Source organism: Streptomyces gobiensis, from assembly GCF_021216675.1.
Classification (GTDB): Bacteria; Actinomycetota; Actinomycetes; order Streptomycetales; family Streptomycetaceae; genus Streptomyces; species Streptomyces gobiensis.
The window spans coordinates 1,928,578-1,941,186 of the sequence record NZ_CP086120.1 but is presented as its reverse complement, the minus strand read 5'-3'; the positions used below and the strand labels follow the sequence as shown (position 1 = coordinate 1,941,186).

Annotated in this window: 8 protein-coding genes; 5 read left to right on the top strand and 3 right to left on the bottom strand. The window is 70.0% G+C overall.

Annotated features, from left to right (window positions below; genetic code table 11):
* The first annotated feature begins 133 nt into the window (after positions 1-133).
* Positions 134-853 (top strand): lysoplasmalogenase, encoded by a 720-nt coding sequence (locus tag test1122_RS08885; protein ID WP_232268616.1) that lies wholly within the window; start codon positions 134-136, stop codon positions 851-853.
* 45 nt (positions 854-898) lie between these two features.
* On the opposite strand, the gene test1122_RS08880 is transcribed toward test1122_RS08885, so the two are convergent.
* On the bottom strand, positions 899-4,021 hold the full coding sequence (locus test1122_RS08880) for an FAD-binding and (Fe-S)-binding domain-containing protein (RefSeq protein WP_232268615.1): 3,123 nt from the start codon (positions 4,019-4,021) through the stop codon (positions 899-901).
* A 107-nt stretch (positions 4,022-4,128) separates the two neighbouring features.
* Between test1122_RS08880 and test1122_RS08875 the strand changes: the two genes are divergently transcribed.
* On the top strand, positions 4,129-5,283 hold the full coding sequence (locus test1122_RS08875; protein ID WP_232268614.1) for an enolase C-terminal domain-like protein: 1,155 nt from the start codon (positions 4,129-4,131) through the stop codon (positions 5,281-5,283).
* Positions 5,284-5,429: 146 nt separating this feature from the next.
* Positions 5,430-7,238: a thiamine pyrophosphate-requiring protein gene (locus tag test1122_RS08870; protein WP_232268613.1), complete on the top strand. Its 1,809-nt coding sequence runs from the start codon at positions 5,430-5,432 to the stop codon at positions 7,236-7,238.
* A 50-nt stretch (positions 7,239-7,288) separates the two neighbouring features.
* On the opposite strand, the gene test1122_RS08865 is transcribed toward test1122_RS08870, so the two are convergent.
* Entirely contained in the window at positions 7,289-9,055 is a 1,767-nt protein-coding gene (locus tag test1122_RS08865) for a glycoside hydrolase family 15 protein (protein WP_232268612.1), read from the bottom strand.
* 63 nt (positions 9,056-9,118) lie between these two features.
* Entirely contained in the window at positions 9,119-10,150 is a 1,032-nt protein-coding gene (locus test1122_RS08860; protein ID WP_232268611.1) for a PHP domain-containing protein, read from the bottom strand.
* A 104-nt stretch (positions 10,151-10,254) separates the two neighbouring features.
* Between test1122_RS08860 and test1122_RS08855 the strand changes: the two genes are divergently transcribed.
* Both test1122_RS08855 and test1122_RS26565 read left to right on the top strand, forming a co-directional pair.
* The gene (locus tag test1122_RS08855; RefSeq protein WP_232268610.1) at positions 10,255-11,568 is read left to right on the top strand and encodes a cytochrome P450 family protein; all 1,314 of its coding nucleotides are present in this window, start codon (positions 10,255-10,257) and stop codon (positions 11,566-11,568) included.
* A 212-nt stretch (positions 11,569-11,780) separates the two neighbouring features.
* Complete coding sequence (locus tag test1122_RS26565) at positions 11,781-12,593, top strand: transglycosylase family protein (protein WP_277879812.1); 813 nt, start codon at positions 11,781-11,783, stop codon at positions 12,591-12,593.
* Positions 12,594-12,609 lie beyond the last annotated feature (16 nt).

The following is a 12,609-nucleotide window of genomic DNA, read 5'->3' as shown; positions in this document are numbered from 1 at the left end:
CGGGTACGAGGAGCGGCGGGTTGGCTCAGCTCTACCCGTTTCTACCCACGGGCAGCTGACGTGAAGTACACACAAATGGGTGAATGAACCCGCTCGTTGACGTTGGGACGGCCGGGTCGTCAGACTGCCGGGCATGGCGATCACCGCGCGCGGGGCGCGCAATCTGCTGAGGGTGGCGGCGACCCGGCTGGTGCGGCCGGACGGGCATGGCCGTGGCGCGCTCGCCGCGTACGGAGCGCTGGCCGCGGCCGATCTCATCGCCACGGCTACGGTCCCGCGGGGGCCGCGCCGTGCGGCGAAGCCGTTGCTGATGCCCGCGCTGGCCGTGCACGCACTGCGCCGAGGCGGGGACGTACCGAGGCCGCTCCTCACCGGGCTTGCCTGTGCCACCGCCGGGGACACCGCGCTGCTCCTCGACGACCATGAGCCCGCGTTCCTGCTGGGCATGGCCGCCTTTCTGGGCACCCAGGTCAGCTACACGGCCGGTTATGTGAAGCTTGGCGCGCTGGGCGGGATACGGCGGCGGCCCTGGCCCGCTGTTGGCTGTCTCGCCGCCTGGGCGGCGGCCAATGCCGTGCTCGCCCCGACCCTGGAGAAGCGGCTCCGTCTTCCGGTGGCCGGATACAGCCTCGCGCTGACGGCGATGGGCGCCGCAGCGTTGGGCGTCGGTGGCAAGGTCGGTGCCGGAGCGGCTGCCTTCCTCGGGTCGGATCTGCTGATCGGGTTGCAGGCGGCGGGCCATGAGTTCCCGTCCCAGGAGGTCCTGATCATGGCGGGCTACATTCTGGGGCAGTACCTCATCGCAACGGGCTGGCTGGAGCGGGCCGAAGGGCTGAGCGGTCCGCAGGGCTGAAAAAGTCCGCAGGGTTGAAGGAGCCCGAAGCCGGGCGGCCGTACATCACCCCCTTCGGGCGCGGCGGGCGGCCGTGGCCAGGGTGAGCGCCGCTGTGGCGGTGAGGGCCGCGCCCGCTCCCCGCCAAGGGGAAGCCGTCATATCGGGGATGAGGCGTTCGGGGCGGGGGCCGAGCGAGGTGGGTCCGGATGACGCGGGGCCGTCGAGTGCCAGGGCCAGGGCTTCCGCGATGTGGAGTGCCCGGCGTTCCGTCTGCTGGCTGATCTGCTCCTTGCAGCTGAAGCCGTTGGCGATCAGGAGGGTGGTGTCGGGGGCGTCGCGGACGGCGGGCAGCAGGACGCGTTCTCCGGCGGCGACGGACACGTCGTAGCGCTCACCGTGTTCGAAGCCGAACGCGCCGGCCATGCCGCAGCAGCCGGTGTCGGGGAGTGCGTAATCCAGCCCGGCGCGGTCCAGCAGCCGTAGCTCGGCCTCAATGCCGCCTGGGCTGTTCTTGTGGTGGCAGTGGCCGTGCACGAGGGCCGTGGAGTCCAGGCGGGGCGGGCGCCAGTCGGGGGCGTCACGGTCCAGCAGCTCACTGAACTGGACGGCGAGAGCGGTCAGGCGGCGGGCGTCGGCGTCGTGCGGCATGAGTTTGGGCAGTTCGTCGCGGAAGACGGCCAGACAGCTCGGCTCGATGCCCACCACCGGAACGCCCTGCCGCAGGGCTGGGCGCAGGACGTCCAGCGTGTGGCGCAGAAAGCGTTCAGCCATGCCGAGGAAGCCATAGTCGTACAGCGGGCGGCCGCAGCAGACCCGGGAGGAGCGGGGAAGAGTCACCCGGAAGCCGGCGTCTTCGAGCACCCGCACGGCGGCGATGGCCGTTTCGGGCTTGAAGTAGTTATTGAAGGTGTCCGGCCACAGCAGCACCGGCTTGCCGCCGGGGTTGGCCGGTCGGTGGCCGGCGAACCAGCGGTGGAAAGGGGTGGCGGCGAAGGCCGGTACGCGCCGTTTCATCGCCACCCCGCCGGTGAGTTTGACGGCGTGGGACAGCAGCGGCGTCTGCGTGGCGAAGTTGGCGACGGAAGGGGCCAGGGAGGCGAGCCGGGCGGCGTACATGATCCAGCCCATGGCGTACGCGGCGCGCGGGCGGAGCCGTCCGGCGTAGTAGTGGGCCAGGAACTCCGCCTTCAGGGTGGGGATGTCGACAGCGACCGGGCACTCGTGGGTGCAGCCCTTGCAGGACAGGCACAGGTCGAGGGCATCGTGCAGGTCCTCGTCGCGCCAGCCGCCCTGGCTGATGTCGCCCTCCAGCATTTCGGAGAACAGCCGGGCCCGCCCGCGCGTGGTGTGCTTCTCCTCGTGCAGCACCTGGAAGCTGGGGCACATGGTGCCCTCGCCGTGCGGTTCCCGGCACTTTCCGACGCCGACGCAGCGCAGCGCGGCGTGCGCGAGGCTGCCGTTGTCCTCGGGGTAGGAGAAGTACGTATCCGGCTGGGACGGGTGGTAGTCGGTGCCGAGCCGCAGGTGCTCATCCAGCCGGTACGCGTCGACGACCTTGCCGGGGTTCATCTTCCACAGCGGGTCCCAGATCCGCTTGAACTCACGGAAGGCCGCCACCAGTTCCTCCCCGTACATGCGGGGCAGAAGTTCGGCGCGCTGCTGGCCGTCGCCGTGTTCGCCGCTCAGCGAGCCTCCGTAGGAGGTGGCCAGATCGGCGGCCTGCTCAAGGAAGCGGCGGTAGGTGGCGATCCCGTCGGCCGTATAGAGGTCGAAGGAGATCCGGGAGTGCACACAGCCCTGCCCGAAGTGGCCGTACACCGCTCCCTCAAGGCCGTGTCTGGCGTACAGCTCCTTGAGGTCGCGCAGATAGTCGCCGACGCGCGCGGGCGGTACGGCGGAATCCTCCCAGCCCGGCCAGTGGTCGGGGCCGTCCGGCGGGAACGCGGTGGCGCCGAGGCCGCCCTCGCGGATCCGCCAGACTCGCTCGGCCTCGGCCGGGTCGGCGTACCGCCGGACGTCGCGGAGCCGGTCGGTGATCCGCCGGTCCGTCAGCAGCCGTTCCGCACGGGCCTCGGCCTCCGCCGGGCTGTCGCCGTCGACCTCGATCAGCAGCCAGGCAGCGGCCGGCGGCAGCAGTTCGAGCTCCGCCATCGGCGAGCTCTCCCGGCGGAGGTTGTTGACCAGCACCTCGTCCATGGCTTCGCAGGCCAGCGGCTCATGGTCCATCACGGCCGCGGTCCGGTCGGCTGCCGTGAAGATGTCGTCGTAGCCCAGTACGAGGGTGGTGATGTGCGCCGACTGAGGCATGAGGCGCAGGGTGGCGTTGAGGACGGTGACGCAGGTGCCTTCGGTGCCGACCAGGGCGCGGGCGACATTGAAGCCGTTTTCGGGCAGCAGTTCGTCGAGGTTGTAGCCGGACACCCGGCGTGGGATGTCCGGCATACGTTCGCGGATGACGTCCGCGTAGGTGTTGCGCAGATCGCGCAGGCCCCGGTAGATCTCCGCGCGGCGCCCGCCCGCGTCAATGATCCTGGCCAGTTCCCGCTCGCTGGTGGGTCCGACGGTCAGCCGCAGGCCGTCGTAGGTGAGGACCTCCATCTCCTCGACATTGTCCGAGGTACGCGGGCCGCCGCCGCGGAACTGGGACATGACGGAGTGGGCGCCGCAGGAGTTGTTCCCCAGCATGCCGCCGACCGTGCAGTACGCGTGCGTCGACGGGTCCGGCCCCCAGGTCAGCCCGTGCTCCGCGGCGGCGCGCTTGAGGTCGTCGCACACCGCGCCCGGCTCGCAGTGGGCCAGGCGCTTACGGGCGTCGATCCCTTCGACCGCGGTGAGGTGCTTGGAGAAGTCCATGACCACGGCGAAGTTGACCGTCTCGCCGGACAGGCTGGTGCCGCAGCCCCGCGAGAGGACCGGCGCGCCGTAGGCGTGGCAGGCCGCGACGGTGGCCGTCACATCAGCCATGGTGCGGGGGATGACGACACCGATGGGTTCCTGCCGGAAGTTGGAGGCGTCGGTCGCGTAGAGCGCCCGCGAACCATCGTCGAAGCGCACCTCACCCTCGACATGCCGTCTCAGACGCTCCTGCAGGCCCTTGACATTGATCTTCTCGGTAGCGGCCATCCCGCCCGGAAACCGGGTATCGGTCCGGGCGGGAACGGTGACGCTGCGCGCCTTGTGTGCCATACAAACCCCTGATGACGGCGGCCGGACTTTTCGGCTGGCCGCGCGACGGGTACCCCGCGCCATGCGGTCGACACGCCCGTCCCCCCGCCCGTCCCGAAGGGCGCACTATGCAGCACACGCAGCACACGCAGCCCCCGCTGCACAGCCGGAACAATCAGTCAGACCGGGCCGAAACGCCGGTCGCGGAGGTGCGGGCGCGTGCCTGGCGGATTCCCACCGACCGGCCGGAGTCCGACGGCACCCTGGCCTGGGACGGCACAACAGTCGTGCTTGCCGAGGTCCGGGCCGCCGGGCATACCGGGATCGGCTGGACCTATGGTCACCAGGCCGCCGCCGACATTATCGGTACGGAACTCGCCTCGGCCGTCACCGGCACGGACGCCCTCCAGCCGGGACGCGCCTGGGCGGCGATGCTGAAGGCCTGCCGCAACATCGGCGTACCGGGTGTGGCGGCGATGGCGGTCTCCGCCGTGGATGTGGCCCTGTGGGATCTGAAGGCCCGGCTGCTCGGGCTTCCCCTGGTCACGGTGGTCGGCGGGCTGCGCGATACGGTCCCGGTCTACGGCAGCGGCGGCTTCACCTCCTACGGCGAGCGGGAGGTCGCCGACCAGCTCACCGACTGGGTGACGCGGGGCATTCCCCGGGTGAAGATCAAGATCGGCCGCGAGCCGGCGGCTGACCCCGGACGGCTGCGTGCGGCCCGCACCGCGATCGGGGACGGCACGGAGCTGTATGTGGACGCCAATGGCGCCTACCGCCGCAAACAGGCGCTGGCCTGGGCGGAGGACCTGCGTGAACATGGCGTGACCTGGCTGGAGGAGCCGGTCAGCTCCGACGATCTGGAAGGGCTGCGGCTGCTGCGCGACCGTGGACCGGCCGGTCTGGATATCGCGGCGGGCGAGTACGGCTTCGATCTGCCCTACTTCCACCGCATGCTGAGCGCCGGTGCGGTGGACTGTCTCCAGGCGGACGTCACACGCTGCGGCGGTATCTCCGGCTTCCTGCGCGTCGCCGCCCTCTGCGACGCCCGCGGCATCGACCTGTCGGCCCACTGTGCCCCGCAGATCAGCGCCCACGCCTGCGCTGCCGTCTGGCATCTGCGCCATGTGGAGTACTTCCATGATCACGTGCGTGTCGAGCCCATGCTCTTCGATGGCGTCCTCGCCCCCGAGCCGGGCGGCCTGCTGCGGCCGGACCGCACACGGCCCGGCCACGGGCTGACGCTCGTCCCGGAGCGGGTCGAGCGGTACCGGCTCCGCTGAGGCGGCAGGGTTGAGGCAGCCCTTGAGATCCACGTGCGGAAGGGACCGTAGGCGTTGTAGGGGCCGTAAGGGCCGTACTGGTTTAACGGCGGTCAAGCGGGCAACCCAGGGATCCGGTAGCGGCCCCCTCACCCAGGAGATGTGCCATGACCCAGGTCGCCGACTATGTACTCGAACGCCTTCGCGAGTGGGGGGTACACCGTGTCTACGGATATCCGGGAGACGGGATCAACGGCATGCTCGGGGCGTTCGACCGGGCGGCAGGAGACCCCGAATTCATCCAGGCCAGGCACGAGGAGACAGCCGCGTTCATGGCTTGTGGGCACGCCAAGTTCACCGGGGAGGTCGGCTGTTGCACGGCCACCTCGGGACCGGGCGCGATTCACCTGCTCAACGGCCTGTATGACGCGAAGCTCGACCGCCAGCCGGTGGTCGCCGTCGTCGGGCAGCAGAAGCGGCTGTGCCTGGGCTCCGGCTATCAGCAGGAGGTGGCTCTGGAGCAGCTGTTCGCCGATGTCTCGGAGTTCTGCCAGATGGTGGTGCACCCCGGACAGGCCCGCCATGTCATCGACCGCGCTTTCAAGACGGCGCTGACCATGCGTGGTCCCTCCGTGATCATCATCCCGGAGGACATTCAGGAGGAGGACGCCCAGCCTTCGCCGCCCAAGACCCACGGCTCGGTGTACTCCAGCGTCGGCTGGAGCCGCCCCCGCATGCTGCCGGACGAAGCAGAGCTGCGCCGGGCGGCCGCGGTTCTCAACGAGGGCGAGCGGGTCGCCATGCTGATCGGCCAGGGCGCCGCCGATGCCGAGGGTGAGGTCGTGGAGGTCGCCGAGCTGCTGGGCGCGGGGGTGGCCAAGGCCCTGCTGGGCCGGGAAGTGCTGCCGGACGATCTGCCCTGGGTCACCGGGCCGATCGGCCTGCTGGGTAGCAAGGCCAGCGACCAGATGATCCAAAACTGCGACACCCTCTTTATGATCGGCACCAGCTTCCCGTACTCCGAGTGGCTGCCGGACGAGGGCCAGGCCCGCGGCGTGGAGATCGACATCGACGGCCGGATGATCGGCGTCCGCTATCCGATGGAGGCCCATCTCGTCGGCGACGCCAAGGAGACCCTGCGCGCCCTTATCCCGCTGCTGCGCCGCAAGGAGGACCGTAAGTGGCGCGAGCAGATCGAGAAGGACGTCCGGGAGTGGAACCGGATCTGCGAGCGGCGCTCCGAGCAGCACTTCGGCGGGCTGATCAATCCTCAGGCGGTGGCGAGCGAACTCACCCCGCGGCTGCCCGACAACGCCATCGTCACCGCCGACTCCGGCTCCGGCACCAACTGGTGGGCCCGCCACCTCAAGCTCCGCGAGGGCATGCGGGCTTCGCTGTCCGGGACGCTGGCCACCATGGGCCCGGCGGTGCCCTACGCGATCGCCGCCCGGTTCGCCTATCCCGACCGCCCGGTGATCGCCTTCATCGGCGATGGTGCGTTCCAGATGAACGGCATGAACGAGATGATCACCGTCAAGCGGTATATGGACCGCATGGCCGGGTCATCGCCGCTGGTCTTCTGTGTGTTGAACAATCAGGACCTCAACCAGGTCACCTGGGAACAGCGCGCCATGGGCGGCGACCCCAAGTACCCGGGCTCCCAGGACATCCCCGATGTTCCCTACGCCCAGTTCGCCGAGCTGCTCGGGCTGGCGGGCTTCCGCTGCGAGGCACCCAACAAGGTCGGTGCGGCCTGGGACGATGCGCTGGCCTGCGACCGGCCGGTCGTCCTGGAGTTCAAGGTCGACCCGGGGATCGCCCCCATCCCGCCGCACATCATGCTGGAGCAGGGCAAGAAGGCGGCCAAGGCGGCGGTGCACGATCCGGAGCGGGCCGGTATCGCCGCACGCGGGGTGCGCCAGAAACTCACCGAGTTCGCCGAGCATCTGCCGGGCCGTCGCCATGAGCACGGGTGAGCAGGTCCACTGTGACTCAGAACTCCACTGAGACTCAGAACTACTGAGACTCAGAACTGAGAAGCCCCGCTGTCGCTGAGGCGCACCGAGCACTCCAGCAGCAGCGCGTGGACGAAGGCCTGCGGGAGATTGCCACGCAGTTGGCGCTGGCTGATGTCGAACTCCTCCGCGAACAGGCCTGGTGGCCCGCAGGCTGACCGTGTGCGTTCGAACCACCGGAAGGCGCCGATCTCGTCCCCTTGCCGCTGGGCGGCCAGGGTCATCATGAACCCGCACAGCACGAAGGCGCTCTCGGCCTCGTGGAAGGGCTGCTCCCCGTGGCGGAAGCGGTAGAGGTAGCCCTCCCGGGACAGCTGGTCGGCGACGATGGCACGGGTGCGCAGCGCGCTCGGATCGTTGGCCGGTACACAGCCACGGGCCAGGGGCAGCAGCAGACCGGCGTCCAGACCCTCGTCGTCCTCGGCGCGGCACCAGTGGCCGTTGGGGTGCAGGCAGCGGCGTGCGGTCTCGCTCAGGATGCGGTCGGCGAGCTCGGTCCACCGCCGTGCGGCCGACCCGGGCAGTGCGTCGGCCAGTTGGCGCAGGCCGGTCACCACGCTCAGCCGGGAGTGCGCCCACCAGCGTTCGTCCAGCTCCCACAGCCCGGCGTCCCGTCTGGTCCAGTTCCCCGCCACGGCTTCCACGGTGACATCGGCGGCGCGCCGGGCGTCGGTGTCCAGCCGGTCGTGCCGGGCGGCGGCCGCGTACAGCTGGAGAACCTCACCGAAGGTGTCGAGCTGGAACTGCTGCGCGGCGCGGTTGCCCACCCGGTTGCTGCCGCCCGGGAAACCGGCAAGGAAGGACAGCGGACGCTCCGGCGCCACCCTGTCGCCGGTGACGGTGTAGGCCGGACGAAGCTTCGGGCCGTCCTCGAGGACACGCTCGGTGATGAAGCGCACGGCCTGGTCGAGCAGCGGGTGGGGGCCGTGCGCGGCCACCGCCAGACCGGCATAGCACTGGTCGCGGATCCAGGCGAACCGGTAGTCATAGTTCCGGTTGACGTTGGCGCGTTCGGGCAGCGAGGTCGTGGCGGCTGCCGCCATGCCACCGGCCGTGCTGGTGAGTCCGCGCAGTACGGCGTAGGCGTGCCGGGTGTCGCGCGGGGCGGCCAGCGACGAGCAGTCCGGCACGGATCGCCGCCACTCGGCCTCGGTGGACCGCCACAGCCGGTCCGCGTCCAGGGCATCGGTGCCTTCCCGCGTCCCGATCTCCAGCACGATGTCGCGTTCCTCGCCCTCCGGAACGGTGAGCGTGCCCCGCAGCCCGCCGCCGGGCGCCGGGCGCGCCCCCGCGGCGGTGAAGCGCAGATGCAGTCCGCCGCCCCGTGCCGACCAGCAGGTGCCCTGCCACCGCAGGTCCACCATGGCGTCGTGGCCGAACCGCGGGCGGACATCGAGCAGGAGCCGCAGATGGGCGGTGCCGCTCACCGCTCGGACCCGGCGCAGCAGCACAGCGCGGTCGGGATCGGCCGGCATCGCCAGCGCGTCGCGGCACTCGGTCACGGAATCCATGGTGATCCAGCGGGTGACGCGGATCAGGGTGCCGTCCTCGTAGTGGCCGCCCCAGATGTGCCAGGGGTCCGCCGGGCTGAGGTGATACTCCCCGGCGCCGCCGATCAGCGGGGAGATCACCGCGTCGCTGTCCCAGCGCGGTACGCACAGCCACACCAGATCGCCGTGCGGCCCGAGGAGCGCACCACGCTCTCCGTCGCCGAGAAAGGCGTAGTCCCGCAAGACCCGGGGTGCGGGAGGACCGCCCGCGAGTGCCATTCGCCCCATGCCGGACGGGTCTCCCACCTCGGGGCATGGCAAACGGCTGGGGGCGGTACGTACACCTACGCGTTACAGCCCGTGCGGCGTCTTGCGTGTACGGGTCCACGTCAGCAGCTGGGGAGCCGTCCAGGTGTTGATGACCCGTTCCTTCGGGACCCCGCATTCAGCGGCTCGGGCGCAACCGTGGACCTGCCAGTCGAGCTGACCCGGGGCATGGGCATCGGTGTCGATCGCGAAGAGGACGCCCGCCGCCACGGCCTGCCGCAGCAGCCGTCGTGGTGGATCGAGCCGCTCCGGGCGGCAGTTGATCTCCACGGCCGTTCCGGAGGCCGCGCAGGCGCCGAAGACCTCCGCCGCGTCGAACTGCGACTCGGGACGGCTTCCGATCAACCGCCCCGTGCAGTGCCCCAGCACGTCGACCAGCGGACTGGTGGCCGCCGCGACCATTCGGCGCGTCATCTGCGGGGCGTCCATCCGTAGTTTGGAATGGACCGAGGCAACCACCAGATCGAGCTGGTCCAGCAGCTCCGGATCCTGGTCCAGGGAGCCGTCGAGCAGGATGTCGACCTCGATCCCGGTCAGCAGCCGGAACGGTGCCAGCTCTTCGTTCAGCTCAGCGACCCTGTCCAGCTGCTCACGGAGCCGGTCTGCCGACAGCCCGCGGGCAACCGTCAGCCGTGGCGAGTGGTCCGTCAGCACCGCCCAGTCGTGTCCCAGCTCGACGGCGGTACGGGCCATCACACTGACCGGGCTGCCACCGTCCGACCAGTCCGAGTGCAGATGGCAGTCCCCGCGCAGCGCGGCACGCAGACGTGCCGCGCCCTCGTCGAGCGGTGGAGAGGCCGTCTTCGCCTCCGCCTCCAGCTTCGCCAGGTATCCGGGTACGTCACCGCTGGCCGCTTCCCGCACGACCTGGGACGTCTTCGGGCCGAGCCCCTTCAGGGACGCAAGCGAGCCGGCCGCGGCCCGCTCCGCCACCTCCTCGGCGGGCAACCGCGCGAGCACGGCAGCGGCCGTACGGAAGGCCCGCACCCGGTACGTCGGAGCCTGGGCCCGCTCCAGGAGGAACGCGATCCGCTCCAAGGCCGCCACAGGCTCCATGCCATGCACCTTTCACAGTCAGTCAGCAGAGTCGAGTCAGCAGAGTGGGGCAGCACAGCCGGGCCAGCACAGTCGGATTAGCACAGCCGGGTTAGTTTCGAAGGGTGAACGACAAGACGGCGAACGACAGACCTCCGGCGCCCACCCTCTTCAGCTGGGAGTTCGCCGCTGACCCGTATCCGGCCTACGCCTGGCTGCGCGAGCACGCGCCCGTGCACAAGACCGCACTGCCCAGCGGGGTGGAGGCCTGGCTGGTGACCCGGTACGCCGACGCCCGGCAGGCGCTCGCTGACCAGCGGCTGAGCAAGAATCCCGGGCATCACAGTGAGAGCGCGCATGGCAAGGGGAAGGTCGGGATCCCGGGGGAGCGCGGCGCGAACCTGATGACGCACCTGCTCAATATCGATCCGCCGGACCACACCCGGCTGCGGCGCCTGGTATCGAAGGCCTTTACTCCGCGCCGGGTGGCGGCCTTCGCGCCAAGGGTGCAGGAGCTTACGGATCAGCTCATCGACACCATCGTCGCCAAGCAACACGACCCCGTGCGGGGCGAGGCGGACCTCATCCATGAGTTCGCCTTTCCTCTCCCTATTTACGCTATCTGCGACATGCTCGGTGTGCCGCCGGAGGACCAGGACGACTTCCGCGAGTGGGCGGGGATGATGCTGCGTCATCCTGGGGCACAGTCCCCGGACGGCCGGCGTCATGGCGGTGGGCCCAGGGGCGGCGTGGGGCGGTCGGTGAAGAAGATGCGCGGCTATCTCGCCGAGCTCATCCACCGTAAACGCGAGGATCTGGGAGATGACCTCATCTCGGGACTGATCCGCGCCAGCGATCACGGTGAGCACTTGACGGAGAATGAGGCGGCGGCGATGGCGTTCATTCTCCTGTTCGCCGGTTTTGAGACGACCGTGAATCTCATCGGCAATGGAACATATGCCCTATTGTGTAACCCTGTACAGCGGGAGCGGCTGCAGACCGCGCTCGCTGGCGGCGATACGGCGCTGTTGGCGACCGGTATCGAGGAACTGCTGCGCTATGACGGGCCGGTGGAGCTCGCGACCTGGCGGTTCGCGACCGAGCCGATGACGCTCGGCGGTCAGCGGATCGCGGTCGGCGAACCAGTGCTGGTCGTGCTGGCCGCCGCGGACCGGGACCCGGAGAAGTTCACCGACCCGGACACGCTGGATCTGGGGCGCCGGGACACTCAGCACCTTGGCTACGGCCATGGCATTCACTACTGTCTCGGTGCGCCGTTGGCCCGGCTGGAGGGGCAGACGGCCCTGGCGACCCTGCTGCGCCGGTTGCCCGATCTTCGACTTGCGGTGGATCCAGGTGATTTGCGGTGGCGTGGCGGCCTCATCATGCGTGGACTCCGAACGCTGCCGGTGGAGTTCAGTACCGTGACCGTTGCGTGATCTCCACGACACTGACTTGTGATGACTGGTATTCGACGCTACGTTCGGCCGTCAGCCACAGAGTGCGGCTCTCACATGAGCTGTCACGCGAGCTGTCACATGAGCTGTTTACGAGAGGCGATCGCATGCGTTCCGGGACCGGCCGACACCGTCGACCTCGTCAGGCCCCTGCCATCTTCGTCACCGCAGGGGTGACCGGAGCGGGGTTCGCCATGCCGCTCCTTGGCGCATCCGGCGCCCAGGCCGCCGAAGCGGCGACCTGGGACCGGGTCGCCGAGTGCGAGAGCGGCGGGATCTGGAGCTCCAACGCCGAGAACGGCTACTACGGCGGTCTTCAGCTCACCCTGAGTACCTGGGAGAAGTACGGCGGCACCGTGTACGCGGACCGCCCCGATCTGGCCAGCCGTATGCAGCAGATCGCGGTCGCCGAGCAGATCCTCGCGGAGCAGGGCCCGGACGCCTGGCCGAGCTGTGCGGTAGGGAGCGGACTGGCCAAGGAAGTGGCCGACGGAGCGGTCGAGGTTCCGGAGGCCGTGCCCAGCGACGATCCGCTGTCGCCTGCCCCTACGCCCAGCCCCGACCGGCTGGAGACCGAGAGCCCTGCCGAGACCCCCGCCGAGACCCCCGCCGAGAGCTCCGCCGAGGACGGCGCCGTGGACGAGGGGCCGGGTGACGAGGGGGCCCAGCCGGGTGAGCCGGGACAGGACGGGGCCACCGCACCGGACCACCCGTCTCTGACGCCCGATCATCCCGCGCCCGGCAGTGCTGAGGGCACCGGCAAGCACCGTGGTGAGCCGGAGACGGAGCGGCCCTCGGAGAACACCGCCCGGGGGGCTGACCGCGTTGAGCGCGGTTCGGGTGATTATCGGGTCCAGTCCGGTGATTCGCTCTCGGAGATCGCCGAGCGAGAGGGCGTGCAGGGCGGCTGGCCCGCGCTCTACGCGGCCAATGAACCGGTCATCGGCGCCGACCCCGATCTCATCCTGCCGGGCCAGCGCCTCGATCTGGGGCAGCAAAAGGGTTAGTTGGGGCCAGACGGGC